The organism is Methanoculleus caldifontis (assembly GCF_032842345.1).
Lineage (GTDB): Archaea > Halobacteriota > Methanomicrobia > Methanomicrobiales > Methanoculleaceae > Methanoculleus > Methanoculleus caldifontis.
The window spans coordinates 801489-827067 of record NZ_WBKO01000001.1; the positions used below are offsets into that span (position 1 = coordinate 801489).

The following is a 25579-nucleotide window of genomic DNA, read 5'->3' on the forward strand; positions in this document are numbered from 1 at the left end:
CAACCCCGCTCCTGTAGACCGTCGCTCTTCGCGTGAGGTAATCCACTGTGGAAACCGGGATTAGTCTCGCGCGAAGCCGCGAAAAGCGCGAAGGATACGGGGAAAAGCTGATGCCCTGATGTACTAGCGCAGTCTTTTTATCAGGAACGCCACGTTCCCGGCGAACCGGCGGACCGTCCGCATCCCCTCTTCATCGTTCAAGGCCTCGCCCGGCGCGTGCCCAAAGACCATGTTCCAGTACGTCGAGCCCGGCACGATCATGTCGTTGATGAGGTAGAACATCAGCAGTTCCTGGATCGTCGCGGTATGCCCGCCCCGGCGCGCCACGGCGATCGGGCCGCCCACTTTGCGCGAGAGGAAATTATCCGACGCCATCGAGACCATCCCGATCCGTTGTAACGCCGCCATGACGTCCCCCCGCGCCGTCCCGAAGTAGACCGGGGTGCCGACGATGAACCCGTCCGCCTCCCGGATCTTTGCGATGATCTCGTTCAAGCCGTCGTCGAGAGCGCACTCCCCGCTTTTGCAGAGCCCGCAGGCCGTGCAGGAGAGGATGCGCGTCTCCGCAAGCAGGACTGTCTCGGTCTTGAGCCCCTCGCTCTCGAGGACCTTTGCGCATTCCCTGAGCACCTGTGCGGTGTTCCCCTCGAGCCGGGGGCTCCCGCAGAGGAGCAGTACGTTTCCGTTCGCCATCTCACACCTCGATCAGCCGGTAATCGGTCTCGCCGAGCCCGATCTCCGCCGCGTACGCGATCTGGTACTCGCCGTCCGTGTAATCCCAGACCCCCTTAAACTTGTCCTCACCGGGAGCAAAGTTCCCCGCGAGGTGTGTCCGGGAGAACCCCTGCTCGCTGTTGACGAGATCGAAGCTCGCCCGGTCGATCGCGACCGGGTCGGTCGAGGCCAGGATCCCGATGTCGGGGACGATCGGCGCGTCGCTCCAGGGGACGCAGTCGCAGTCGGGGGTGATGTTGAGGAGGAAGTTGACGTAGCCGACCCGGCCGGGCTTCTCGCGGACGGCACCGAGGGCGTACTCGCAGAGCCGTTCAAGGAACGGCCTGATCTCCGTCGTCCAGTCGAACTCGATCGCTCCCGAGGGGCAGGCGCGCATGCAGTCGCCGCACCCGACGCAGTGCTCCGGGTTGATCGCCGCCCGCCCGTCCTCGAGGGTCATCGCCGCCTGCGGGCAGACCAGGGTGCACTTCCCGCACCCCCCGCACCGCTCGACCTCCATATACGGCCGGCCGGCGTGCTGCTCCGCCTTCCCCGACGGCGGGGCGCAGCCCATCGCCAGGTTCTTGATCGCCCCGCCGAACCCGGCGGTGTCATGGGCCTTGACGTGCGAGAGGACGATCATGCTCCCGGCCGTCCGGATACCCCCTGCTATCCGGACGCGGCCGAAGTGCTTCCCCTCGACCGCGACCTCCTCCCAGTAGCCGCCGGTAAGGCCGTCCGCCACGATCACCGGGGCCCCGACGACCGCGTAAGCAAAGCCGTGCTCGATGGCCGTGACCGTGTGCCGGACCGCGTCCGCCCGGCTCCCGGCATAGAGAGTGGCGGTATCCGTGATGAACGGGTGGGCTCCCTGCCCCTTCACCCTCTCGACCACCTGCCGGACGAAGACCGGGTTGACGTAGGTGTCGCACCCCCGCTCCCCGACGTGGGCCTTGACGGCCGTGAGGTCCCCGCTCCGGACCACCCGGTCGAACCCGGCGGCATCAAAGAGGCGCCGGATCTTTGCGGCCTTGCTCTCGTGCGGACCCCGCGCCCGCAGATTGGCAAAATAAACGTCTGCCATTCTCTCGGCTCCCTTGCGGGTACTTTCCGGTCAGGAGCAGATAAAAGGTTGTGCCGGGCCGCTCACAACCCGGCCCGCCTGCGCATCGGCCGGACCTCCGCGCCCTCCATGTTCCCCGCCGCCCAGGTGTAGCGCTCCCGGATGGGGGGAGGGAGGTCGCGTTCCGGGATCGAGACGAACCCGAACTCCGCGTAGAGGGCCGTGAGGCTCTCGACCGCGTACATGTAGAGGTCGTCGTTGTGGCAGGCGACGACGAGCGCCCGGACCACCTTGCGGGCATACCCCCTGCCCCGATAGATCTCGGGCGTGAAGACCCCGTCGACCTCCATGCTCCCGTCGGGGTGCCGCCGGCACCGGGCGAGGGAGACGATCCGGCCCCCGGCAAAGACCGCGAAGACCCTGTCATGAGCCGGGTCGGCGGTCATCCCGTGGTAATCGCGCCAGACCTCATCCGCGAGAGGGAACTCCTCGCTCCGGAGCTCCCGGACCAGCTCAGACGACACGATATCCCTCCGGCGGCACCAGGAGTTCGAACCGCGCCCCGTCGCCCGGCGTCCCGGTCTCGCGGATGGCGATCCCGGTTATGCTGAGGATCTCGCGGGCGAGGACGAGCCCGTGCCCGTAGCCCTCCGGCCTCTGGGCGAAGAGGGCCGGCTTCTCCGCTTCGGGTATCCCGGTCCCGTCGTCCTCGACGACGATCGCGCAGCCTTCCGGGCGGAGATGGTAGGTGACGACGACCCTCCTCACGCCCGTCCGCGGGTCGAGGGCGTTCTCGAAGAGATGGGTGAAGACCGTCCCGAGGTGGGGGTCGGCGAAGACCTCGAGCCGCTCTGTCCACGCCTCGAGGGCGACGTTCTCGAAGGGGAGGGTGGCGGCGGCCGCGAGGACCGTCTCCTGCACGGGCATCCATGCCGGCGGCGACGTCCCGATGTCGGGGAAGGCGCGGGAGATCTCAAGCTGCCGCCGGATACCGTTCGCGGCATCGTTCAGGTCGTCGATGAACGAGAGGACCGCGGGATCGTCGAACTTCATCACCCCGACCGAGAGGTGACCGTAGAGGACCGTAAGCCGGTTCGCGAGGTCCGTGCGCAGGATGCCCGTCAGGGTGTTGAGCTGGCGGCCGGCGTTCTGGAGGGCGGTCTCCATCATCACCTGGTCGCTCACGTCCCGGATGGACTCGATGGCCCCCGTGACGTTCCCTTCCCGGTCGAGGAGCGCGGTCGCCGTGAACCGGAGATGCGCCCCTTTCCTGCCCTGGAGGCGGGTGGCGGCGGCCTCCGTGACGAGGGGGCGGCCCGCCCCCTCGCCCTGGAGGACCCGGTCGACGAGGAGCGGCCGCCGCTCCCCGTAGAAGGGGACGGCGTACTCGTGGTCGCCCCGGCCGAGCATCGCCTCCTTCTCGACCCCGGTCATCTCCTCCATCGCGCGGTTCCAGGCGATGACCTTCCCCTCGCGGTCGATGGCAAACGTCGCATCGGGCAGGAACTCGATGATCTCGTTCATCTGCTGCTCGGACTCGCGGAGCCGGAGCGCGAGGAGCGCGACCACCCCCCCGACGAGGACGAGGAAGATCGCCCGGGGGACGATGGCGAGCGCGAGGAGCGGATCGGGCGGGGAGAGGAGGAAGACCGAGACTGCGTAGGCGGCGGCAAGGCCGGCGGAGAAGACGAGGCCGCGGCGGGGATACCAGTAACTCGCGAGGATGATCGGGATGCTGAGCGGGAGGGCCGGGAGGGGGAGGATCCCCTCCGGGACGTCGAGGAGCAGGCCGAGGAGGTTTCCTCCGAGGGTGAGCGCCGAGAGGCCGGCGATGATCGCGACGCGGTTCTTCGTGCCGGAAAAGAGGTTGCCGGGGCTCATGGCCGCCCCGTCCCGCCGGTCCTACTCGCCGGGTGCACGGATCACCTCCGCCGGACAGCGGAGCTCGAACCGCGCTCCGTTGCCGGGGGTCCCCGTCTCCTGGATAGTGATCCCGGTGATGGCGAGGATCTCCCGGGCCAGGAAGAGGCCGAGGCCGGTGTTCATGCCGTAGGCGTAGGAGAAGATCTTCTCCTTCTCGCCGGGAGCGACCCCGACGCCGTCGTCCTCGCAGAGGATCGTCGAGGTCCCGTCGGCCTCCCGCCGGAGGCTGAAGGTGATCGTCGTGAGGGTCTTTCCATACCGGAGCGCGTTCTCGATCAGGTTCGCAAAGACCTTCTCGATGAGCGGGTCGGCACAGACCTCCACCCCGGGGGGGACGTCGTTCCTGACGGTCACCGCGCCCGGCGCGACGTGCCGGACCGACCGGTCCGCGACCGCCCGGATCTCCTGCCAGACGGGGGCCGCGGCGCCCACCTTCTGGTACTCGGCGGTGAACTTGACGGTGTTGTCGATACGGTTCACCATCCCGGCGGCGCTCTCGATATGCTGCCACGCGCCGGCCGGGTCCTTCTCGCGCAGCATCAGGGCAAGGTCGAGGTATCCCCAGAGCGCCGAGAGCTGGTTCAAGAGGTCGTGGCGGGTGATGCTCGCCATGAGCTGGAGTTTCTTGTTCGCATCCGCGAGCGCCTTCTCCACGCGCCTGCGTTCCTGGTTCTCGGCTGCGAGGCTCTCGTTGCTGCACGAGAGCTCCTCGACGGTGTCCGTGAGCTGCTCGTTTAAGGTGTGCAGCTGCTCCTGGGCCTCCTGGAGCTCGGCGTTCTTTGCCACCGCGACGGTATACGTCGACAGGAGCGTGTTTAAGATCCGGAGTCTCCCGGCGGCGACGATGTAGGTGCTGCCGGCAAACGAGACCTCGAGCGGGGTGCTGTCCGGGTCGGCCCGCTCAGCCGTCCGGAGGACTGCCTCGAGCTGGGAGCGGACAAGCCCGGGCTCGACCGGCTTGACGATGAAACTGTCGGCCCCGGCGGCGAGGCCCCGCAGCACGTCGGCGGGGTCGAAGAGGTTGGTGACCAGGATGACCGGGATTCCCGGGAGGTCCTGCTTGATCCGGCGGCAGAGGTCGTAGCCGTCCATCCCCGGCATCACGACGTCGGTCAGGACGATCGCGGGCCGGATCGCTTCCATCTTCCGGAGCGCGGTCTCGCCGTCCGCCGCCAGGGTGACGTCGTATCCCTCCTGTTCGAGCATATGCCGGAGGAGCTCGGCCTGTGTCCGGCTGTCCTCCACTACCAGAATGCTGATGGGTCCTTTCTGCATCTCTCCCTCCCTCCTATCCGTCAGCGGCGCTCCAGACGGCGGATCATATCGAGGAACCCCCCCGTCTCGAAACTGCTCTTGACGATATACGCGTCCGCACCGACCGCTCTCCCCTGCTCCCGGTCCTCGGGCGAGTCGAGCGAGGTGACCAGCGCCACCGGGATCCGGCGGTCGCGGGCGCGTATCTTCTCGACGAGCACGAAGCCGTTCATCCGGGGCATATCAACGTCTGAAACGACCATATCAAACTCATGCTCCTTAAGCCTTCCGAGTGCGTCGATGCCGTCGACGGCGGTCTCTACCTGATATCCGGCCTTCTCCAGGATCTCCCTGAGCAGGACCCTCGACGTGACCGAGTCCTCCACGACGAGGATCCTTTTAGCACCCTCCTCCGGGGCCGCCGGGAAGGCTGCCGGCCGCTCCGTCTGCATGGCGTCCTGGATCAGTTCGAGCGGGTCGAGGACGAGCGCCACCCGCCCGTCGCCGAGGATCACGGCCCCGTCGACCCGGCGAACAGAGCGGAGCTGCGCACCGAGCGGCCGGACGACGATCTCCTGCACCCGGATCACCTCGTCGACCATGCAGGCGATCTGCCCCGCCCCGTAGGCGATGATGACGAGCGGCGTTGCGCGCGAGGGGTCATCGGAGCCGGACGGGGGGATCCCCAGAGCGTCGGTGAGCCGGATGACCTCGATCGTCTCTCCCGCTATCCGGATCGCCGGCCGGCCCCGCTCGAGATCCAGGAAGTCCGGCCGGACCCGGAGGACCTGTCTCACCTGCTGCATCGGGAGGACATAGACCTGCCGTTCTGCACGGACCAGCAGCCCGCGGAGAGTGGCCATCCGCACCGGGACGGAGAGGGTGATCGCGGTGCCTCTCCCGACCGCCGAGGAGACCGTCACCTCCCCGCCGAGACGGGAGACGCTGTCCTCGACGATGGCAAGGCCAAGCCCCCTCCCGGAGAGGTCGGTGACGACCCGGCTCGTCGTCAGCCCTGAGCGGAAGATGAGCCAGATCGCCTCGCTGTCCGTCAGGGCCGCGTTCTCGCTCGCCGAGAGGACCCCGGTCTCGACGGCGGTCCGCCGGATGGCGTTGCCGTCGATCCCGGCGCCGTCGTCGGCCACCTCGATCCCGACCCGGCTCCCCGAGCGGGGGAAGACCCGGATCCGCACGGTGCCGCCGGCAGGCTTCTTCCCTGCGAGCCGGGTCTCCGGCTCCTCGATCCCGTGGTCGATGCTGTTGCGGATGAGGTGCATGATCGGTTCCCGCAGGGCGTCGAGGATCCGCCGGTCCACCTCGAGCTCGCCCCCCTCGATCGCGAGGTCGACCGACTTGCCCGAGGTCCGGGAGAACTCCCGCACGAACGCGGAGAACGGCGCGAGTATGCTCGATGCCGGGAGGAGCGCCGCGTCGTGGACCAGGTCGGCGATGACGGAGGTCCCCGCCTCGAGCGCCGCGCGGTCGATCTCCATGGCCCGGGCGTAGGCGGCGAGGTCGTGCTGCAGGGAGGTGACGAACTCGCGGTTGTACTCCTGGAACTCGACCGCCCGCTGGAGCGGGAGGACCAGGTCGGGAGGGAGCGCCGCCTTCCCGTCGCCGAACGCCCTCCTGCGGATGAGGTTGAGGTCGTTGAAGGCCTGGGAGTGGTTCCACTGCCAGAAGGCGAAGCGGGCGGTCATCTCCTCGAGCTCGCGCACCCGCTGTGCGATGGAGAGCCGGGTCGAGAGAAGGCCGTCCGCTCCCGTCGTGAGCCGGTCGAGTTTCTGGGCCGCGATCCTGACCGTGCCGCCTGCCCGCTCCACCGCCGCGGGGGAAGGGCAGGCCTCCCGGGGCCGCAGGGCGGCGGCAGGCTTCTCGTGGCCCGGGATGGCCCGGAGCGCGGCGATGATCTCGCCCGCCGCCTCCGGCGGCCGTTCGTTCCGGAGGAGGGCTCTCGCGACCGCGACTGTCCGGAAGAAGAGGTCGAAGTCCTCGACGCCGGGAACGTACTCGCCCTTCTTCACCAGGGAAAAGACCGTCTCGAGCGTCTGGCAGACGGACTCGATCTCGCGGAGGTTGACCGCCCGTGCGGCCCCCTTCAGGCTGTGGATCCTCCGGTAGACCGACTCGACCGTCGCGGGATCGGGCCCCGACTTCTCGAGGTCGATCAGGCCCGCGGTGATCGACTCCAGGTACTCCTCCGCCTCCTCGCGGAAGGTCTCGAGGAGGCGGGCGCGGAATTCTTCGTCCGATCCGGCCATGGTCGCGCTAGACCCGGTACTGCTGGGTGATCCTCTTCAAGCGGTCGCCGAGTTCGTGCAGGTCCTCGGCGGTCTTCTCCGCCTTGTGGGTGGTCTCGAGGTTCTTCTGGGCCGCGTCGCGGATGTTCTCCATCGCGCGGGAGATCTGGTCGACCCCGGCAGCCTGCGTCTGGATCGATGTCGCGATCTCGATGACTTCGCGCGAAGTCTCCGCGATCGACCGGGCGAGCACCTCTATCGCCTCCTGAGCGTTGCTCGTCAGCCGGGCCGCGTCCGCGACGGACCGGATTCCCTGCTCGGTCGAGACCGCGGTCGAGGAGATACCCCGCTGGATATCGGTGAGGATGACGCGGATGTTTGCGGTCGCCTTCTTCGACTGCTCGGCGAGGTTGTGGATCTCGGTCGCCACGACCGCGAACCCTTTCCCGAACTCGCCGGCCTTTGCGGCCTCGATCGAGGCGTTCACCGCGAGGAGGTTGGACTGTTCGGAGATATCGGTCACCGTCGCGATGATCTCGCCGACGGCCTGGCTCTGCTCCGAGAGCCGGATGACGTTCATCCGGATCATGTCCATCTGCTGCTGGATCTGGTTCATACCCTCGAGGATCTCGTGGACGGACTTCTCGCCGCCTTTGGAGACGTCGAGCGCCCGCATCGCCTTCTCCGAGACGTCTTTCGTCTTCTGGCTCACGAGTTCGGTCTTCTTCCTGACGCTCTCGACGGAGTCGGAGGTATCGTTCACCGTCGCGGCCGTCTGCGAACTCGCCGTCGAGAGTTCGTTCGTGACCGCCAGGATCTCGTTCGAGGCGAGGGAGAGGACCGAGACCCCTTCGTAGAGCTCCTCGCTGATCAGCTTCATCAGCCGCGAGAGCTCGATCCCGATGGTGTTGAGGGCGTCGCGGTAGGCGACGAACTCGCCGGCGACCGGGATCTCCTCGTTGAACCGGGCGGTGAAGTCGCCGGAGGCGTAGAACCGGGCAAGCCGCATCGCCTCGTCCACCGGCTCCGTGATCGACTCGAGGGTCTTGTTGAACCCGGCGATGATCATCCGGTAGCCGCCGCGGAACGCCGTCTCGTCGCCGCGGATGGAGAGGTCGCCGGCGCGGGCTGCGTCCGTGAGTTTGATCGTCTCCTTGTGGAGGTGGTCGAGCGACTGGACCATCATCGTGAGCGCGGGCCGGATCTCGTCGCCCTCGTCGGTGACCGGGAACTCCTTGACGTACTCGCCGAGAGCGATCTTCTGGAGGTTCCCGACGACGTTCGTCTGGAGGTCGCCGGCGAACTCGTCCATGGTCGCGGCCATCACCCCGATCTCGTCCTGCCGGCGGATGTTGAGCCGGGCGGAGAGGTGGCCGTTCCTGAGTTCCTTGAGCATCAGCACCACCTGCTGGAGCGGGTCGGAGATCGAGCGGCCGAAGAGGATGGCGATCACGACGCCGATCGCGACGGATGCGAGGAGGACGACGATGATCGTGTTCCGGATCGTGTCGATCGGTCCGGTGAAGTCGGAGAGCTCGGCCCGCGAGACGATGTACCAGTCGAGCGGCTCGTAGTAGGTGTAGGCGTCGATGATATCGGTGCCGTCGATCTCGTGGCGGATGACCCCGACCTTGTTTACGAGCATCTCCTGGAAGAAGTCCTCCCTCGCCCAGTTCTCGCCCTCGAGGGAGGGGTGGACGAGGACCTGGCCGGTGCTGTCGGCGACGAACATGTAGCCGTTCCTGCCGATGATCGTATCCCGCAGGCTCGCCTTGACGACGTCGAGCGTCTCCTCCTCCTCCGTCCCGACGAAGAGCACCCCGACGACCCTGCCGCTGCCGTCCTTGATCGGCTCGTAGGCCGTGACGTAGCGTTTGCCGAAGAGGTCGCGGCTCCCGTAGTAGGTCTCGCCCTGGTTCACCACGACGTCGTAGACGTTCTGGGTCAGCTCGGTCCCGACCGCCCGCGTGCCATCGGTCCCGATGACGTTCGTGGAGATGCGGACGGCGTGGTCGTCGTAGACCTGGAAGACCGTCGCCGCCCCGCCGACCAGGGACTGGACCTGGTCGACGATCTCGAAGTTGTCGTTGATGACGTAGCGCTCGCCGTTGCTGTTCACCAGCACCAGCTGCTCGCCGTTCACCTCGGGCGTGCCCCGGGCGTAGAAGTTCTCCCGGAGGACGTTGAGGTCGCTGTTCACCTTGTTGCGCGTCAGCTTGTAGACGTCGTTGGTCCATCCCTTCGCGTCGTGGACCTGCGTCTCAAGCAGCGTCTCGATCTGGTCGTTGATCACCCCGCTCGAACTGGTATACGCTACCAGGCCGAGCATGAGCGCGGGGATGATCGCAAGGAAGAGGCAGATGACCAGGATCTTCGTCCCGACTTTCATGTCTGAAAAAAACGCGAACATCGTGTATCCGTTCCACTCGCTCCGTATGACTACTAGATTGATCCGCACGGAGGATTATATAATGATCCGTTGATGGGCCGGGCTGCCTGCGCTGTCTGATCCGGAATATGACCTTATTATCGGGATGTCTGGCAGATCACCATCGCGGGATCGGCGAGGATCGCCGCGGCGTCGAGGACGATCCGCGAGCCGTCCGCGGCGCCGAGGAGGTACCGTCCTGCGATCGGCGTCGCGCCGGGTTTTACGGGCGCAAGATCGCCGGTCGGCGTGGTGCCGATATCCGTGATGTAGTCGGCGAGGATCCCGAACGTCATCGCCCCGTCGGAGAGGACGATCACCCTGTTGAGTTCGGTCAGTCCCCGTCCCGGGAGCGAGAAGAGCCGCGCGAGGTCGACGATGGAGACGATCTCGCCTCTCTCGGCGGAGATCCCGACGATGAAATCGGGCACGCCGGGCACCGGGGTGATCTCGCGGACGATGAAGACCTCCCGGACGTACCGGGTCTCGACGGCGTACTCCCGGTCGGCGATTCTGAAGGTGAGGATCTCGGAGAGCGCGGTCTGGTGCGGCTCCTCCTCCGGCTGCGCGAGCGCCTCTGCCCGCTCCGCGAGGATCGAGGCCGCTCTCCCGGTCTCCGGGAGGGCCTCCTCACCGGTCGGGGTGAGGGGGAGCCGTCCGGCCGCGCCCCCCTCAAGGAAGAGGGGGAGGTCGCGGATGAGGACCGTTCCGTCTTCGCCGAGGAGGACGCCGCTCTCGCCGGGCGGCGCCGTGTTCTCCCGCACCCCCCGAACCCCGTCCACCCGGACGGCGGCGCAGTCGGGGCCGGGTCTGACGACGATCAGGACTTCCGAGGGATGGGGAGGCTTCTCCGGGAGGCCGAGAAGCGTCCGGGCGGAGTAGACCGGCACGGCCCTGCCGTGCAGGTTCATGGTGCCGGCCGGGGAGAGCGCCACCATGCTCGTGACCTGCCGGACGGCGGCGAGGGGGAGGGCGCAGGTCACTCCCGCGACGGTGAAGGAGAGGAGGTCGGGGCGGCTCATGGCTGATTGAGGGTGGGTCCTGGACGGATATAAATGGTTACGGGAGTCCGGCCCCCGTCAGAGTGCCGAGAGGTCGATCCCGCCGTTCGAGGTGGTGACGGCGATCGTCGGCCCCCCGCTGCCGAGCGTGCCGACGAGCCGGGTTCCCGAAGACTCGTCGAGCCGGAGCGAGAGGTTGTCTGCTGCGATCCGGCCGTTCGAGGTGACGGCGACGAGCCGGGCGTCGAGGTCCTCCGCGAGCCGGAGGGCGACGGCGCCGTTCGAGGTCCTGATATCCACGTCGCCCCGGAGGGCGGGGATCTCCGCCGAGATCCGGCCGTTCGAGGTCTCGAGACTCGTGACGCCTCCCGACCTCTCCACCGTGATGGGGGCGTTGCTGGTCGTTGCGGCGACGTATCCTTCGGCGCCCCGCACCTCGATCCTCCCGTTCGAGGAGACCGCCGCGAGATCGCCGCCGGGAGCGCCGTCGACGAGGACGGGACCGTTCGACGTCAGGAGGTCCGTCTCGTTCACCCGCACGCCCGACAGGGTGATCGGGCCGTTCGAACTCTCGACCTGCCGGAGGACGACCGTGGGCGGGAGGGATATCGTATACTCCACGCTCACCTGCGGGTTTAACCCGGTCCGGACCGTCTCAACCCGGAGGGGGTCGCCCTCCGTCACCTCGATCCGGACTTTGTCGAGCTCGCTCTCGCCGTAGGCGCTCCGCTTGACCGCCCTGATGCTGACGGCCTCCCCCTCCCGGACGTCTACGTTCACGCCGCCGTTGTGGTTGATAACGGTGATCCCGCTCCCCGGCTCCACCGCTACCGTCCGGTTGAACTCTTCCGTCGCCTCGAGGCCCGGCACCCCGGTACAGCCGGAGGAGAGGGCGGCGGCGAGGACCAGCAGCGCCAGCGCTGCGTAACCCGTCTTCTGCATAGTCTCCTCTCTCTCTGTCTTTCTTTATGTCACTACCGCTCGCTGGAACGTCCGGCGGGCGAGGAGATACATCACCGTCGCGAAGACCAGGAGGTAGGCGAACGATGCGAGGACGTCGGCCGTGGTGTAGGTGTAGCGGGCGCCGACGGCGAAGAAATCGCTGCCGAGGGCGAAGTAGCGGACCCCGTTGACGAGGTGGGTCAGTGGATTGTAGATCGAGAGGACCTGCAGGATCGGCGGGAAGGCCTGGATCGGGTAGAGGGCGTTCGAGACGAAGAAGAGCGGCAGGGTGAGGAGCGTCATGATCCCCTGCAGCCCTTCGGGGCTCTCAAGGCGCATCGAGATGGTCGAGGAGAAGAGGAGGAACCCGAACGAGAAGGCGGCGACGAAGGCGAAGATCCCGAGGATCGAGAGGGCTATCCGGGTGATCGGGAAGCCGGGGAAGAACTGTACGCCGAGGAGGAGCCCGAACGCCATGATGATCGCGACCTGGATGAACGATCGCGTCATCCCCGAGAGGCCGACCCCTATCATGATGTGGGTCCGGGGCATGGGGCTCGCGAGCATCTCCCGCATCAGCCCCCAGTTCTTATCGAAGAGGAGGCTCATCCCTCCAAAGAGGCTCGTGAAGAGGGTCGTCATCGCGATCACCCCTGCGGCCATGAAAGTGAGGTAGTCGACCGGCATGACGCCCGCCGGGACCGGGACGGCCGCGGTGAACCGGTCGAGGTTCGAGGACATCGCGACCCCGAAGAAGGCCATCCAGAGCGCTGGCTGCAGGAGCGACGAGAAGAGTTGCGCCCTGAACCGGACGAACCGGATCATCTCCCGCCAGTAGACGGTGAGGAACTCCCAGGCCACCTGTCGTCAGGCCCCCGTATCGCGCAGTTCCCTGCCGGTGTAATGGACGAAGACGTCGTCCATCGTCGGTTTTTTCAAGTTCACGCTCGAGATCCCGACCCCGGCGCCGCGGACCTTATCGACGATCCGCGGGAGGCAGTGGCTCCCGTCGGCCGATATCGTGATCGAGAGGCCTCGCGGCGACTCCGAGATCGACCGGATCTCGCGGATGTCCCGGAGGCTCTCCCGCGCTCTCCTGTCGTCGGCGGTCTCCAGGTAGACGACGTCCTCGCCGAGAGCGTTCTTGAGCGTCTCCGGGGTGCCGGAGACGACGATCTTCCCGTAGTCGATGATGCTGATCCGGTCCGAGAGCATGTCGGCCTCCTCCATGTAATGCGTCGTCAGAAAGATCGTCGTCCCCGCCCGGTTCACCTCCCTGATGTACTCCCAGATCCGCATCCTCGTCTGGGGATCGAGCCCCTGCGTCGGCTCGTCGAGGAAGAGGACCTCCGGCCGGGTCATCAGCCCCCTGGCGATCTGGAGCCGCCGTTTCATCCCGCCGGAGAGGTTCTTCGTCCGCTCGTCCCGTTTGGCGTCGAGCTCGACGATCCTGAGCAGGTCCTCGATCCCCCGCCGCCGCTCCTCGCGGGGGATGGCGTAGAGCCGGCCGTGGAACTCCATCGTCTCCCAGACCGTGAGGTCGCGGTCGAGCACGTCCTCCTGAAAGACGATCCCGATGGCCTTCCGGACTTCCGGAGCCTCCCGTGCGACGTCGTAGCCGGCGACCCGGACCGTGCCCTTCTGGAGGGGGAGGAGCGTCGTTAAGATGTTGATCGTGGTGCTCTTGCCGGCGCCGTTCGGGCCGAGGAAGGAGAAGATCTCGCCTCTCCGGACGGTGAAACTGATGCCGCGCACCGCTTCCACGCCGTCGAACGTATGCTCGAGGTCGTGCACCTCGATGATATCACCCTCTCCCATGGCCACCTTCCGGTCCCGCACCGGTGCGGGGACCGTCCGCGCTCTGCACCCACATGCATGGTGCTGCCATATCTCCCTTTCCCTCCCCGGATGCGCCGGGCCGCACGGTCCGCCCCCTCCCTCCCTGCCGGGCGCCCGCTCTCCATGCCGGGGTGGAATCGCCCCCGGTCTCCCCTGATGCAGCCGCGGATTATAGAAAGCCAGAAATACCGGAACGCCCCCAATCCATCCTCAGAGACTGGCGTGCACGGCTGCATCCTCTTCACCGGCGCCGGCGATTCCGGCCCCCACGCCCGGCAGAGCATCGCTTTCCGGCCCGGCGTGCCAGAGCATGGAGAGCGGGCGGGAGGGGCCCGGTGACCCGTCCCCTCCCCGCCGCCCTCGCCCTCCTCGCGGCGGCGGCGCTCGTGGCGTCGGCGGGCGGGCTCGTCGTCGCGAACGCCGACCTGACGCCGGCGGAGGTGAACCTCCTCTTCGCGATGCGGGAGTACACCCTGACCTACAACGAGTATGCCGACCGGCTGCCGGGATGGGTGACGGGGCCGTTCGAGGACGAGAAGGTCAACCTCCACATCACCTCCCCCGACGGCGTGCTGGTCATCGGGGTCACCTTCCAGGACCGCAAGATCGTCCAGTTCGATGCAAAAGGGTGTCCCGACCCGATGGTCACGGTGACGGCCGACAACGCGACGGTCAGGGAGGTCATGACCTCCGACCGCCCCTTCGCCGTCTTCCGGTCGGCTATGAAGCACGGGACGGTCACGATCGAGGGGAATACCTTGATCGGGACGCTGCGGGCGGGAATGGTCGGGTTCGGGCTCCGGGTGATGGATCTCCTCGGGCTGTGACCTGAAAAAAAGGGTATCGATAACCGGCCGCCTTCGCGTGGATCGGCATATCCGGACGACAGACATACCCGAATCTACGCTTACTTCACCGGTCTTCCCGCCTCTGTAATGCGGGGTCTCAGAGCCCCACGAGGCGCATGCAGCACCCGAGCGTCAGCCCCGACATGGCCGATGTCGCCGAGAGGGCTGCGAGGACGGCGGCGTTCACCGTCGCGCCGATCCTGAGCGGAGTATAGGTCGGGTTGCGCTGCAGCCGCCGCACTGCCCTGAACGGCTTTACGGTCGCGGAAATGATGGGCTTATAGCGCCTGATCTTCATGTGAGCACCTCCTCATACCTCTTCTTGTTAAGATCGTTTTGTGTTTTGATTGTTTCCGTGAATATTAATTCTTATGGTCCCCCGAGCCCTGAGGACGAATGCGGGAGCCCCGGGGTGGCATGGGCCTGCGCCGCGACAGGTTTATCCCCTCTCCGGGAGGAGCCTTCCAGAGATGCATCGATATCTACGGACCCTCCTCTACGGCGCGCTGGCGTTTGCGGTCTATGCCGGGATCAGCTTCACCCTCGGCGGTCGGGTGAACTGGCTCCTCGCGGCAGCGACGGCCGCCGGGGTGATGCTCGCGGTCTTCTTCATCGCTCCACGCCGGAGGCGGTGAGGGGATGGCGACGGGCGTGCGGGCGGAGTGGGAGCCGCTCCGGAAGGCGGCCGTCCACCGGCCGGGGATCGAGATGTTCTTCGGGCTGCTGGATCCCTACGGGGCTCTCTACGAGCGGGCGTTCAGCCGCTCCGGGGCCCGGCGGGAGCACGATGCCCTCGTTCGCACCCTCCGCGAGGAGTTCGGGGTCCGGGTCCTGCATCTTGAGGAGACGATCCTTGAATCCGCGGACCGCGACCCGGAGGTCCGCCGGCAACTCGTCGAGCGGGCGCACGGGACCGTCACCCTCCGGGGCGGGGCGGGCGAGGTGGCGGAGGCCCGCCGGCGCATGGAGCAGAACGCCGCGGCGCTCGATGCGCAGCACTTCTTCACCCTCCTCCTCGTCAACCCGGTCATGGACGTGGGGTTGGGACGGGCCGGCGGCGGGGCGGACGTCCATATCCTGGAGCACCAGCCGCTCGCGAACCTCTACTTCATGCGCGACCAGCAGGCGATGACCGGCCGGGGCCTCGTCGTCGGGCGGCCGGCAAAGCAGCAGCGCCTGCGCGAGCCCGAGATCACGGGGTTCCTCTGGGAGACCCTCGGCATCCCCCTCGCGGGGACAATCCGGGAGCCCGGCACGTTCGAGGGCGGCGATTTCATGCCGATGGGGGAGTTCGCCCTCGTCGGGACCGGGGACCGGACGAACGCCGAAGGGGTGCGCCAGTTCCTCGGCTTCGACCCCGTATTCGACGAAATCGGCGTCGTCCGCCAGCCTGGCCACCCGCTCATACCGAGCGACCGGCCAGACCCGATGGTCGATATGCACCTGGACACCTACTTCAACGTCGCGGGGAGCGGGGTGGTGATCGGCTCGGAGGTCCTCCTGCGGCGGGCGCAGGTCGACGTCTACCGCCGGGCGGGCGGGGAGTACGAGCCCGCGGGCGGGACCGCGAACCTCTACGACTACGTCCGGTCGAAAGGGTTTGCCGTGATCGACCTCTCGATCCTCGAACAGCTCTCCTACGCCGCGAACATCCTCTGCGTCCGCGACGGGAGCATCCTTGCGGTGGAGGGGGAGCGGGTGATGCGGACGGTCCTCGAAAACCTGGAGCGGAAAGCCGCCCGCGACCCGCAGCGGTACGGGCGGCTCCTCCGGCACGCGGAGGAGGACTATCGCCGGATCCGGGGCGAGGGACAGTTCTTCCCGCACCGGAAGGCGTTCTACAATCACGGTATCGAGGTCGTGCCGCTCCGTCTCGAGCACCTGACGGGCGGGTACGGCGGCCCGCACTGCATGACCTGCACGCTGGAGCGGGGGTAGCGGGATGCCGGAGAAGGCCGTGGTGATCGCGCTCGGCGGCAACGCCATCCTGCAGCACCGGGAGGCCGGGACGGCAGAAGAGCAGCTTGCAAACCTCCGCCGTGCCTCCCGGCGGATCGCTGAGATCGCCCGTGACGGCTACGCGGTCGCCGTCACCCACGGGAACGGGCCCCAGGTGGGGGATATCCTTCTCCGGAACGAGATCGCGAAGGATGTCCTCCCGCCGATGCCGCTCGATGTCTGCGGAGCGGAGAGCCAGGGGATGATCGGCTACCTGCTCCAGCAGGCGCTCGGCGAGGCGCTCATCGAGACCGGGCTCGATATGCCGGTCGCGACGGTCCTCACCCGGACCCTTGTCGACGGCGGCGACCCGGCGTTCGAGAACCCGGAGAAGCCCATCGGCCCGACCTGCACGGCGATGCAGGCGCGGGGGATAGAGCGCGAGAAGGGCTGGCGGATGGCGCAGGTGCCGGGGCAGGGCTGCCGGCGGGTGGTCCCCTCGCCCCGCCCCCTCGCCCTCGTCGAGGGGGAGGCGATCGCCCGGCTCTTTGCCGCGGGCGTGGTCGTGATCGCCGCGGGCGGCGGGGGCGTTCCGGTGGTCAGGGAGAGCGGCGGCGCTCTGTGCGGGGTCGAGGCGGTGGTGGACAAGGACTACACCGCAGCGCTCCTCGCCCGGCTCATCGGTGCCGGAGACCTCCTCCTCCTGACCGACGTCGAGCGCGTCGCCCTGAATTACGGGCGGCCGGACCAGCAGGAGATCCGTGAGATGACGGTTGCAGAGGCGAGGCGCCACCTCGCGGCGGGGCAGTTCCCGGCCGGGAGCATGGGGCCGAAGGTTGAAGCGGCCGTCGGGTTTCTCGAGGCCGGCGGAGAGCGGGCAACCATCGCATCGCTCGATTCGGCCGCCGGAGCCCTCGCCGGACGGGCGGGGACCCGGATCCGCTTATGACCGCCTCCCCACCCCAAGCATTATATAGTGTATCCCCGAATTCCCGGCGGTGAAGGAAGATATGGCGGATAACTTCTGGACGGGCGTCCTCGTCGGGTGGCTCGTGGGACTCATTCTCGGTTTCCTCCTGCCGGTGATCGGGCCGCTGGTCGGCGGGTTCGTCGCAGGATGGATGTCGGGGCGCGGGATCGCGAACGGTGCAAAGGCCGGGCTGTTTGCCGGCATCCTCGGTGCCATCGTCATCGCGGCGCTCCTCCTCATCGGCGGCACGGTGCTTCTCGGGGCGTTCGGATTCATCGCCGGCCTCGGCACGTCGCTCGTCATCATCGTGGCGGCGTTCGTCTACCAGGGGCTTCTCTCCCTGATCGGCGGCGTCATCGCCGGCGCGATCCGGCGGTAATCAGCAGGCTGACCACGGGGAGGACTCCCCTCCCCGAAGACGGAGGCAGGAATTGGCAGAAGGCGGGGGTTCATACTGGGTCTCGGCGCTCGTGGGGTTCTTCTTCATGCTCTTCGTGAGCCCGTTCTTTCCCGTAGCCGGCCCGATCCTCGGGGGGATCGTCGGCGGCTACCTCGGCCCTCCCGGTGCGGTCAGGGGCGCGCTCGCCGGGCTTCTCGACGGCCTCGTCGTCGCCGCGATCTTCTCGGTCGTCGCCGTCGTCGGCGGGACGGCGCTCCTCGGCCCGCTCGGCACCCTGCTCGGCCTCGGAGTCTCTGTTCTCCTCTTTGCCCTCGCCCTCTACTTCGGGATCCTCGGTGCAATCGGCGGCGCCGTCGGCGGGGCGCTCAAGGCGTGGACGACCGGGCGCCGGCGGATCAGGGGATGAGGTTGCCGATACCTTCCTGGAGGCGCATCGCGATCCGGCAGCGGTACATCCAGAGGTAGGCGGCGACCGCCGCGGTCTCGATGATGACGACATACGCGACGATATGGCCCAGCGATACGTCATAGAGGACTCCCATCACGGCGCTCCCCACGAACCACGCCGTCCCGAAGACCGCGCTCACGGTACCGTAGACCTGTCCCCTCAGGTTCGCCGCCGTGGACTCCGCTATCGATGCCCGGAGAACTGTCTCGAAGATCCCGATCCCGGCCCCCCAGATGAGCGACCCGGCAAGCGCGAGACCCGGAGTGAGCGAGAAGGCGAGCAGGACCGTCACGGTGCTGAGAACCGGGATGGCAAGGAGCGTGTGAGTGCCGACGCGATCGAAGATCCGCCCGACGAGGAGCGCCACGACGACCGAGACCACCATCGCCGCGGCGTAGAAGAGGGGGATGGCGGCATCGGGAATGATCGATTGGGCCTTTAAGTGGAAGGAGATGAGCGGAAAGTTCGCGAACCCGGCCATGCCGAGGAAGATGAACGTGGCATACGGCATGATCCCGGGCAGATCGCTGCCGGTCTCCCGGTCTCCCCCGTCCGCCTCCAGGTGCCCCGGCTTCGGCACGACGGAGCGGGCAAAGAGAAGCATCATCGCAAGACCGACGAGCGGGATCCCGAGCAGAAGAAACCCCGGAGCGTAGCCGCCGGTGAGGGCGAGGGCGGCGACCATGACCAGCGGCCCGATGACCGCGCCGATCTGGTCGAGCGCCTTGTGGATCCCGAACCCCCACCCTCTCCCCACGGACGTCGTCGCGTGGGAGAGGATCGTGTCCCGTGCCGGTGTCCGGATGGCCTTTCCTACCCGTTCGGCGATGATGAGCAGGGCTGCGGACTCCCAGCGCCCGGCGACGGCGAGGACCGGGATCGTGACGAGCAGGCCGTAGCCGGCCATCGCCACCTTCCAGTAACTGCGGCTCTGGTCGACGTAGACGCCGGTAGCGGATCGCAGTGCATACCCGATGAACTCGCCGAACCCGGCGACCAGCCCGACCACGGCTGCGCCCCCCCCGAGGAGGAGGATGTAGGGGCCGGTGACGCTCCGGGCGCCGTTCGAGACCAGGCTCCCGAGAAGGCTTACCGCGCCGAGGAGGAGGATGAGCCGGACCGAGAGGTCGCGGACCTCCTCCGGGTCGTCCGGGAGATCGTCGGGCATGCTTCCTCCGGTCTAGTGGGGTGCCTCGTATAAAAGGTGCTCCACGCACGGCAGCAGTGCCCTTATCTCTCTCTGCCGCCCATACTCCATATCTCCGGGGCGGGGATCGGACTCTACGGGAGGCGTGAAGGGACGACAGCGGAACAGGACGGGGCTCAATCCTACTCGCGGCGGTTCATCCTGATACTGGTCACGATCGTGACGTTCTTGAACCCGTTCACGGGCTCGGCGATCAACCTGGCGCTCCCCGCCATCGGGACCGAGTTCTTCGCGGACGCCGCCGCGCTCGCCTGGGTCTCGAGCGCCTACCTCCTCGCCTCGGTCATCTTCCTCCTCCCGGCAGGGCGGCTCGGCGACTCCCGGGGGAGGGTCACCGTCTTCCTCGCCGGTGTCGTGGTCTACACCGTCGGGTCCCTTCTGTCCATCTTCACGCCCTCGATCGAGATGCTCCTCGTCTTCCGCTTCATCCAGGGCACCGGCGGGGCCATGATCTACGCAAACAGCGTGGCCCTGATCACCAACCTCTACCCGCCGGGCGAGCGGGGCTACGCGATCGGGCTGAATACGACGGCGGTCTACGCCGGGCTCTCGCTCGGCCCGTTCCTCGGCGGCGCCCTGACCCAGTTCCTCGGCTGGCGGAGCATCTTCATCGTGACCGCGCTCCTCGCCGTCCCGGCGCTCTTCTACGCGAAGAGATTCCCGGCGTTCTTGAACGAGCGGCAGCGCGAGCGGTTCGACATCCCCGGCCTGGTCCTCTCCTCGGCGCTGATCCTCTGCCTCTTCCTGGGCCTGGCCTCGGCGGCAACGCCTGTCGGGGTGACGCTTCTCGCGGCGGCGATCGTCCTCGGCGCGGCCTTCTTCCGGGTAGAGCGGCGGCAGTCCTGCCCCCTCCTCCCGGTCTCGCTCATCACCTCGAACCGGGTCTTTGCCGCCTCGAACGCCGCCGCCCTGATCAACTACAGCGCCACGTTCGCGATCGGGTTCCTCCTCTCCCTCTACCTCCAGTACATCCGGGGCTACGAGCCGGTCGCTGCCGGCACTCTCCTCCTGGTCCAGCCGATCGTCCAGGTCTTCGTCGCCCCGGTGGCGGGCCGCCTGGCCGACCGCGTCCAGCCCGGCCACGTCGCCTCGGTGGGGATGGGGATCTCGGCCGTCGGGCTCTTCGGCCTCGCCCTTCTCTCGGAGACGACGCCGGTCGCCGCGATCCTCGCTCTCCTGGTCCTCCTGGGCGTGGGGCTCGGCCTCTTCTCGTCCCCGAACACCACGGCCATCATGGGCTGCGTCGAGAAGAGGTTCTACGGGAGCGCATCGGCGATGACGGCGATGATGCGGTCGATGGGGATGATGCTCAGCATGGGGGCGGTCCTCGTCGTCTTTGCGGTCATCATGGGCTCGACCACCGTGACGCCGGCGATATTCCCGGAATTTCTCCTGAGCGTGCGGCTGCTCTTCCTCGCCTTCGGGATCCTCTCGGTCTTCGGGGTCGTCCTCTCGCTCAGAAGGAACAGATGCCGCTCGGTTCTGCTTGAATCGTGAAACCGGGCTCCCTGGATCGGAAGCTAAGCGTTAAAGCGCCGGGCATCCTGTGATCTCATTATCGGATGGACCTCGTCATCGGGAGGGCCGGCGACCGGGAGATCGCCGTCGATGCCCAGGAGCTGGTCACGGGACGGACCTGCATCATCGCGCAGTCGGGTGCCGGGAAGAGCTGGGGCATTGCGGTCCTCTGCGAGCGGCTCCTCGAGGCTGGGGTGGGGTTCTGTCTCATCGACACGGAGGGAGAGTACTTCTCGCTCAAAGACCGGTTCTCCCTTCTCTGGATCGGCACCGGCGCGGGGTGCGACGCGGATATCCGGCAGACGAACCTCATAGACCTGATGCAGGACGCGATCTGCTCGCGGACGGCGGTGCTCTTCGACGTCTCGGAGGCCGCGGATATGCGGGGAGAGGCGGCACGGCTTGCCGGGATCCTCTACGACCTTGAGAGCCGTCTGAAGCAGCCGTATCTCCTGATCGTCGAGGAGGCGGACAAGTTCATCCCGCAGTCGGGGGAGTCCGTCGCAGAGATCGAGGAGATCTCCCGCCGGGGGCGCAAACGCGGGCTCGGCCTCCTGGTCGCGACCCAGCGGCCGTCGCTCGTGACAAAGAATATTCTGTCACAGTGCAACAACCAGATCCTCGGGAGACTCTCGATCGAGAACGACTTGAGGGCCGTCGCCCTCTTCTTTGCGTCCAGAAAAGAAGCCGCCGAACTCGCGGAGCTCGAGCCCGGCGAGTTCTTCGTGATGGGCGGGCTTGCCCGGGAGCAGGTGAGGATGCGCTTTGGCGCCCGGCTCTGCGAGCACCGGGGACTGACCCCCCGCCTTGATGCCGGGGAGCCGGCCGTGCCCGGACCGTGCGCCGGCTCCCGGAAGCCTCCCTCCTCCATGGGTTCTGTCCCGGTAGATGCCCCGTGCGGGGATGCCGTGGTCCCGGTCCTCATCAGGGAAGAGGCGCTCGATATTGCGATGGGGAAACGGAAACGCCGGTTCCTGGTCCTCGAACCTGAAGAGCGGATCGTCTCGGCCGACCGGGCCTACCGGCCTCTCCACCGCCTGGAGGTCCGCTATGTCGGCGGGCTCATCCGGAAGACGACCCGGACGGCATCGTTCGTCGTCGACGGCGAGACGGGCTGCATCGTCGAGGTTGACCGGGGGCTGAAGGTCCGGCCGGGGTTCTCGGAACTCCTGGGGCTCGATGAGGCCGCGGTGAGGATCGTATCGGGGCTTGCGAACGGCGGCTCGACGCTGACCGAGATCGAGGCCGGAACCCGCCTCCCCCCCGGTGTGGTGAAGAAGGCGGTGAAAAGCCTCAAGATGGCGAAGCTCGTCACGGAGATGAAGACGGTGGGCGAAACACTGGTCTACGTCCCCCTCCTCTCGGCGGAGGCCCCGGCGCTCTCCGCCCTCCGACCGGGGGCGGATCTCCCGATGGAGCCGCTCCGGGAGAACCCCCCGGCGCCGAGGGTCACGGAGGCCTCGCTCCGGACCGTCCTGAAGGGGCTTGAGCCGACGGCGGAGATCGTCGGTTTTCGGACGTTTTACTACCCGGTCTACCTGGTCCGGTTCGCGTCGGAGCGTGGGAGCCGCTCGCTCGTCCTCGACGGCTGCACGGGAAAGGAGCTCCGTTTCCCGATTCCCTGACCGGAGCGCTTATCCTATCCGAAGTCAACGATCAGTCTACGCCCCCGCCGGCCGCGGGCCGGGAGGGGAAGAAGGTGAATGACTGATGGATTCATACCGGTGCAATCTCTGCGGCTACGTCTATAATCCCGCGATCGGCGACTCCGCCCACGGCGTCGCGGCGAACACGGCCTTCGAAGACCTCCCGGACACCTGGCGGTGCCCCCGGTGCGGTGCGCCGAAGAGCCGGTTTACGAAGCTCTGAAGGCGGCAGACCCGTTCTGATCCCTGAAAGAAATTTTGACCACCAATTTTTGGCTTTGTTGAATCCCGCTCACCGAGATCAAATAGCCTGCAAAATTATCCCGGCATCATCGGCTCACGCGAAGGCGCGAAGACGCGAAGCCTGCATGGGTACTGACAGCTTCCTTCGCACCTGGCAGTGCTCATGCTCGCTATGCTCGCATCTCACACCTGGCGGTGCTCGAACTCCGGCCCTTAGGGCCGTAGTCCTTCGAAGCCTGATGGCTTCTCAAACTTCTGTTCTACGAACCGTCGCACTTCGCGTTCTTCGCGGCTTCGCGTGAGGCCAGCGTGAGGCCATATACAACTCTCTGGTGACCGGGCGTATCGAGAGGGTGTATGAAGCCCGGAGCAGGCACCCTGCCTCACCCGAACCGGAAGACCCGGAGCCCCTCCTCGTGGATCTCCTGCCCGGCGAGGTGCTCCATCTCGCGGTCGATCCCGTAGGCGGCCGAGCCCGCAAACGCCATCTCCGCAGTGCCGAAGTCTTCTGCCCGGATCGTCCGCTCAAGCGGTGGACGGTCATAACCTCCGGCGGTCAGCAGAACCGGCCGTCCGACCGCACGGTGCGGGGGTCCTCCGCACCCGCGGCGAGCCATCCGGCCCGTTCGTCGGGGTAAGCGTCGAAGGCCGGGACGTAGGGCTTGATATCGAGGACCGGCGTCCCGTCCAGGATATCCACGTCCTCGACGTGGAGCGTCGTGCCGTCGACGGCGACCAGTCTGAGGATCGAGAGCCCGATGGCGTTGGGGCGGCGGGGCGCCCGGGTCGCAAAGACACCGTGGGGCGCCGTATCGAGGAACGGGACCACCTCGAGCGTGTAGCCCTCCGAGCGGTGGAGGTGGTAGAGGAGGATGATCCGGGAGAACCCCGCGAGGTCTTTTACGCCGGCAGCATAGACGGGGTCGAGTTCGACCGTGCCCCGGACGCCCCGGGCGCCGACGGGCTGGATGGGCATGTTGCGGGGGTCGCGGAAGGGGGAGTGGACAACCCCGATGGGGGTGAAGGTGATTCCGGTCATGCGGTACCGATCACCCGGCGGGACAAAGAGGGTTTGTGTCCGGGCAGGCTTCTACGGGAAAGGTTATCAACGGCCCGTGCGTCTACCTGCCCTCATGGAAGACCTCTTGGCGGTTCTCTGCGATATCGAGAACCGGGCCTGGAAGGCCGCGGATACCCGGGACGCCGGGTTCTACCGGGAGTACCTCGCGCCGGAGGCGCTGATCGTCACGCCGTTTGGGGTCCTGAACCGCGAGGAGATCATCCGCGAGATCGCGGAGAACCCGCTCGAACTGCCGGCGTATGCGCTCTCGGACGAGAGGGTCGTGCCCCTCGGGGAGGAGAACGCCGTCCTCGTCTACACCGTCTCCCTCGGCGGGCATACGCTCTACGTCTCGACGGTGTATGCCCGGAACAAGGGCCGGTGGCGGGCGGCCTTTCACCAGCGGACGCCTGCTGTCCAGGAGGTTGGAGGGATGGATTAACACCCTCTCGCCTTCGCCGCGGCGATCCGGGCCCGGAGGTCCCGTGCGGCGCCGGTGACGTCCTCCTGTCCGACGACCGCTGAGATCACCGCGATGCCGTCCGCCCCCGCGGCGATGACGTCGCCGACGTTCGTTGCGGTGATCCCCCCGATCGCGACGAGCGGGAGAGAGACCGCGCCCCTGATCTCCGAGAGCACGGCGAGCCCATGGCCCGGTCCGGCGTCGTTCTTCGACCCGGTCGGAAACGTCGGGCTGAGCGCCACGTAATCGGCCCCCTCCGCCGCGGCCCGGACCGCCGCATCGACGGACCCGACCGAGGCGCCGATGACGAACCCCGGCGGGGCGATCCGCCGCGCCTCCCTGACGGGGAGGTCGCCTGCGCCGAGGTGGACCCCGTCGGCGCCGGCCGCGAGGGCCACGTCCAGGCGGTCGTTCACGATGAAGAGCGCTCCGGCATCCAGAGTGACCTCGCGGACGGCGAGGGCCGCTTCAAGGAGGCCCCTCCCGGAGAGCCGTTTGTCGCGGAGCTGGACCGCGTCCGCGCCCCCGGCCACGGCGCGGCGGGCCAGCTCCGCGTGGGAGAGGCCGCGACCGATCTCTTCGTCGGTGACTACGTAGAGGTCGTACCCCATCACCGCTCCTCGATCCGCGCGTGCTGGCCGAGGTCGTCGGGCGTGAGCCCGGCGAGTTCGTCGAAGAGCCCCGTCCGGAACGAGTAAGGGCCGCGAGCGCCTGCCGCCGCCCGCTCCCCTGCCCGGCCGAAGGCCGCGAGCGCCGCGGCCGAAGCGACCGCACGATCGTCCGCGACCGCGACGAACGCCGCCGTGACCGAGGCGGCCATGCACCCGGTTCCCGAGAGGCGGTCCATCGCCGGGACGCCGTTTTTGACCAGGTAGACCCTGCTGCCGTCGGTGACGACGTCGACTGCTCCCGTCATCGAGACGACGGTCCCCATGGCACGGGCGCACGCCAGTGCCGTCTCGACGGGATCGCCCGTGACCCCGCCTGAGTCGACCCCGCGGACGCTCCCGCCGGTCCCGGCGAGGACGCCGATCTCCCCGGCGTTCCCCTTCAGGACGGCGACTTCGAGGGCGTCGAGGAGCCGCAGGACCGCCGCGGTCCGAAACGGCGTCGCCCCCGCACCGACCGGGTCGAGGATTACCGGGATGCCGAGATCGTTCGCCCTCCGGCCGGCGGCGAGCATCGCCTCGACCTGCGTGGCGGAGAGCGTCCCGATGTTCAGGACGAGGGCGCCGGCGGCGGCGACCATATCGGCGACCTCTTCGGGCGCCTCGGCCATCACCGGAGCGGCCCCGGCAGAGATCGTGATGTTCGCGCAGTCGTTGATCGTGACGCTGTTCGTGATGTGGTGGATGAGCGGCCGCTTCGACCGCACGGCGGCAAGGAGGCCGGCGGGGATCGCGCCGTCCATCATGTGTGCCGATGAGCCTTCTG

At 67.6% G+C, this 25579-nt stretch carries 26 protein-coding genes; 10 read left to right on the forward strand and 16 right to left on the reverse strand.

Going from position 1 to position 25579, the window contains the following annotated elements; translation table 11 throughout:
* Nucleotides 1-123: 123 nt before the first annotated feature.
* From F8E02_RS04215 to F8E02_RS04265, 11 genes are all read right to left on the reverse strand, one after another.
* Nucleotides 124-693 (reverse strand): flavodoxin family protein, encoded by a 570-nt coding sequence (locus F8E02_RS04215; RefSeq protein ID WP_317064216.1) that lies wholly within the window; start codon nucleotides 691-693, stop codon nucleotides 124-126.
* Between the two features lies 1 nt (nucleotide 694).
* The gene (locus tag F8E02_RS04220; protein ID WP_317064217.1) at nucleotides 695-1798 is read right to left on the reverse strand and encodes a DUF362 domain-containing protein; all 1104 of its coding nucleotides are present in this window, start codon (nucleotides 1796-1798) and stop codon (nucleotides 695-697) included.
* 62 nt (nucleotides 1799-1860) lie between these two features.
* Complete coding sequence (locus F8E02_RS04225) at nucleotides 1861-2301, reverse strand: GNAT family N-acetyltransferase (RefSeq protein WP_317064218.1); 441 nt, start codon at nucleotides 2299-2301, stop codon at nucleotides 1861-1863.
* Nucleotides 2291-3658: a PAS domain-containing protein gene (locus F8E02_RS04230; RefSeq protein ID WP_317064219.1), complete on the reverse strand. Its 1368-nt coding sequence runs from the start codon at nucleotides 3656-3658 to the stop codon at nucleotides 2291-2293. Before F8E02_RS04230 ends, F8E02_RS04225 begins: the two co-directional genes overlap by 11 nt.
* A 21-nt stretch (nucleotides 3659-3679) precedes the next feature.
* Nucleotides 3680-4975 carry a hybrid sensor histidine kinase/response regulator gene (locus F8E02_RS04235; protein ID WP_317064220.1) on the reverse strand — a complete coding sequence of 432 codons (1296 nt, stop codon included), beginning with the start codon at nucleotides 4973-4975 and terminating at the stop codon, nucleotides 3680-3682.
* Between the two features lie 20 nt (nucleotides 4976-4995).
* Nucleotides 4996-7215 carry a hybrid sensor histidine kinase/response regulator gene (locus F8E02_RS04240; RefSeq protein ID WP_317064222.1) on the reverse strand — a complete coding sequence of 740 codons (2220 nt, stop codon included), beginning with the start codon at nucleotides 7213-7215 and terminating at the stop codon, nucleotides 4996-4998.
* A 7-nt stretch (nucleotides 7216-7222) separates the two neighbouring features.
* Nucleotides 7223-9604, reverse strand: a complete 2382-nt coding sequence (locus F8E02_RS04245; RefSeq protein ID WP_317064223.1) for a methyl-accepting chemotaxis protein — start codon at nucleotides 9602-9604, stop codon at nucleotides 7223-7225.
* 116 nt (nucleotides 9605-9720) lie between these two features.
* Entirely contained in the window at nucleotides 9721-10644 is a 924-nt protein-coding gene (locus F8E02_RS04250; RefSeq protein ID WP_317064224.1) for a chemotaxis protein CheW, read from the reverse strand.
* 57 nt (nucleotides 10645-10701) lie between these two features.
* On the reverse strand, nucleotides 10702-11565 hold the full coding sequence (locus tag F8E02_RS04255) for a DUF4097 family beta strand repeat-containing protein (RefSeq protein ID WP_317064225.1): 864 nt from the start codon (nucleotides 11563-11565) through the stop codon (nucleotides 10702-10704).
* A 24-nt stretch (nucleotides 11566-11589) separates the two neighbouring features.
* On the reverse strand, nucleotides 11590-12426 hold the full coding sequence (locus F8E02_RS04260) for an ABC transporter permease (protein ID WP_317064226.1): 837 nt from the start codon (nucleotides 12424-12426) through the stop codon (nucleotides 11590-11592).
* A gap of 6 nt (nucleotides 12427-12432) precedes the next feature.
* Nucleotides 12433-13383, reverse strand: coding sequence for an ATP-binding cassette domain-containing protein (locus tag F8E02_RS04265; protein WP_317064227.1), 951 nt, complete (start codon nucleotides 13381-13383; stop codon nucleotides 12433-12435).
* 356 nt (nucleotides 13384-13739) lie between these two features.
* On the opposite strand from F8E02_RS04265, the gene F8E02_RS04270 reads away from it, so the two are divergent.
* Nucleotides 13740-14231 carry a hypothetical protein gene (locus tag F8E02_RS04270; protein WP_317064228.1) on the forward strand — a complete coding sequence of 164 codons (492 nt, stop codon included), beginning with the start codon at nucleotides 13740-13742 and terminating at the stop codon, nucleotides 14229-14231.
* Nucleotides 14232-14349: 118 nt separating this feature from the next.
* On the opposite strand, the gene F8E02_RS04275 is transcribed toward F8E02_RS04270, so the two are convergent.
* On the reverse strand, nucleotides 14350-14550 hold the full coding sequence (locus tag F8E02_RS04275) for a hypothetical protein (RefSeq protein WP_317064230.1): 201 nt from the start codon (nucleotides 14548-14550) through the stop codon (nucleotides 14350-14352).
* Nucleotides 14551-14722: 172 nt separating this feature from the next.
* Here F8E02_RS04275 and F8E02_RS04280 point away from each other — a divergent pair, with 172 nt between their 5' ends.
* The 5 genes from F8E02_RS04280 to F8E02_RS04300 all read left to right on the forward strand — a co-directional run bounded on the left by F8E02_RS04280 (nucleotide 14723) and on the right by F8E02_RS04300 (nucleotide 17966).
* Nucleotides 14723-14887: a hypothetical protein gene (locus F8E02_RS04280; RefSeq protein ID WP_317064231.1), complete on the forward strand. Its 165-nt coding sequence runs from the start codon at nucleotides 14723-14725 to the stop codon at nucleotides 14885-14887.
* Between the two features lie 4 nt (nucleotides 14888-14891).
* Nucleotides 14892-16190, forward strand: coding sequence for an arginine deiminase family protein (locus F8E02_RS04285; RefSeq protein WP_317064232.1), 1299 nt, complete (start codon nucleotides 14892-14894; stop codon nucleotides 16188-16190).
* 4 nt (nucleotides 16191-16194) lie between these two features.
* A complete protein-coding gene (gene arcC, locus F8E02_RS04290; RefSeq protein ID WP_317064233.1) occupies nucleotides 16195-17139 on the forward strand; it encodes a carbamate kinase in 945 nt (314 codons plus the stop codon).
* Nucleotides 17140-17200: 61 nt separating this feature from the next.
* Nucleotides 17201-17539, forward strand: a complete 339-nt coding sequence (locus F8E02_RS04295) for a DUF5518 domain-containing protein (protein WP_317064234.1) — start codon at nucleotides 17201-17203, stop codon at nucleotides 17537-17539.
* A 52-nt stretch (nucleotides 17540-17591) separates the two neighbouring features.
* Complete coding sequence (locus tag F8E02_RS04300) at nucleotides 17592-17966, forward strand: DUF5518 domain-containing protein (RefSeq protein ID WP_317064236.1); 375 nt, start codon at nucleotides 17592-17594, stop codon at nucleotides 17964-17966.
* Here the strand turns inward: F8E02_RS04300 and F8E02_RS04305 are convergent.
* Nucleotides 17956-19176: an MFS transporter gene (locus F8E02_RS04305; protein WP_317064237.1), complete on the reverse strand. Its 1221-nt coding sequence runs from the start codon at nucleotides 19174-19176 to the stop codon at nucleotides 17956-17958. The two genes, F8E02_RS04300 and F8E02_RS04305, sit on opposite strands and share 11 nt — an antisense overlap.
* A 36-nt stretch (nucleotides 19177-19212) precedes the next feature.
* Between F8E02_RS04305 and F8E02_RS04310 the strand changes: the two genes are divergently transcribed.
* From F8E02_RS04310 to F8E02_RS04320, 3 genes are all read left to right on the forward strand, one after another.
* The gene (locus tag F8E02_RS04310; protein WP_317064238.1) at nucleotides 19213-20712 is read left to right on the forward strand and encodes an MFS transporter; all 1500 of its coding nucleotides are present in this window, start codon (nucleotides 19213-19215) and stop codon (nucleotides 20710-20712) included.
* A gap of 65 nt (nucleotides 20713-20777) precedes the next feature.
* Nucleotides 20778-22358, forward strand: a complete 1581-nt coding sequence (locus F8E02_RS04315; protein ID WP_317064239.1) for an ATP-binding protein — start codon at nucleotides 20778-20780, stop codon at nucleotides 22356-22358.
* A gap of 85 nt (nucleotides 22359-22443) precedes the next feature.
* Nucleotides 22444-22602 carry a rubredoxin gene (locus F8E02_RS04320; protein ID WP_317064240.1) on the forward strand — a complete coding sequence of 53 codons (159 nt, stop codon included), beginning with the start codon at nucleotides 22444-22446 and terminating at the stop codon, nucleotides 22600-22602.
* A 576-nt stretch (nucleotides 22603-23178) separates the two neighbouring features.
* On the opposite strand, the gene tsaA is transcribed toward F8E02_RS04320, so the two are convergent.
* Complete coding sequence (gene tsaA, locus F8E02_RS04325) at nucleotides 23179-23661, reverse strand: tRNA (N6-threonylcarbamoyladenosine(37)-N6)-methyltransferase TrmO (RefSeq protein ID WP_317064241.1); 483 nt, start codon at nucleotides 23659-23661, stop codon at nucleotides 23179-23181.
* 94 nt (nucleotides 23662-23755) lie between these two features.
* On the opposite strand from tsaA, the gene F8E02_RS04330 reads away from it, so the two are divergent.
* Entirely contained in the window at nucleotides 23756-24124 is a 369-nt protein-coding gene (locus tag F8E02_RS04330) for a nuclear transport factor 2 family protein (protein WP_317064242.1), read from the forward strand.
* Here the strand turns inward: F8E02_RS04330 and thiE are convergent.
* Nucleotides 24121-24756 (reverse strand): thiamine phosphate synthase, encoded by a 636-nt coding sequence (gene thiE / locus F8E02_RS04335; protein WP_317064243.1) that lies wholly within the window; start codon nucleotides 24754-24756, stop codon nucleotides 24121-24123. The genes F8E02_RS04330 and thiE overlap by 4 nt on opposite strands.
* Nucleotides 24756-25556 carry a hydroxyethylthiazole kinase gene (gene thiM, locus F8E02_RS04340; protein ID WP_317065148.1) on the reverse strand — a complete coding sequence of 267 codons (801 nt, stop codon included), beginning with the start codon at nucleotides 25554-25556 and terminating at the stop codon, nucleotides 24756-24758. The genes thiE and thiM overlap by 1 nt, the downstream gene beginning before the upstream one ends.
* Nucleotides 25557-25579: the final 23 nt, after the last annotated feature.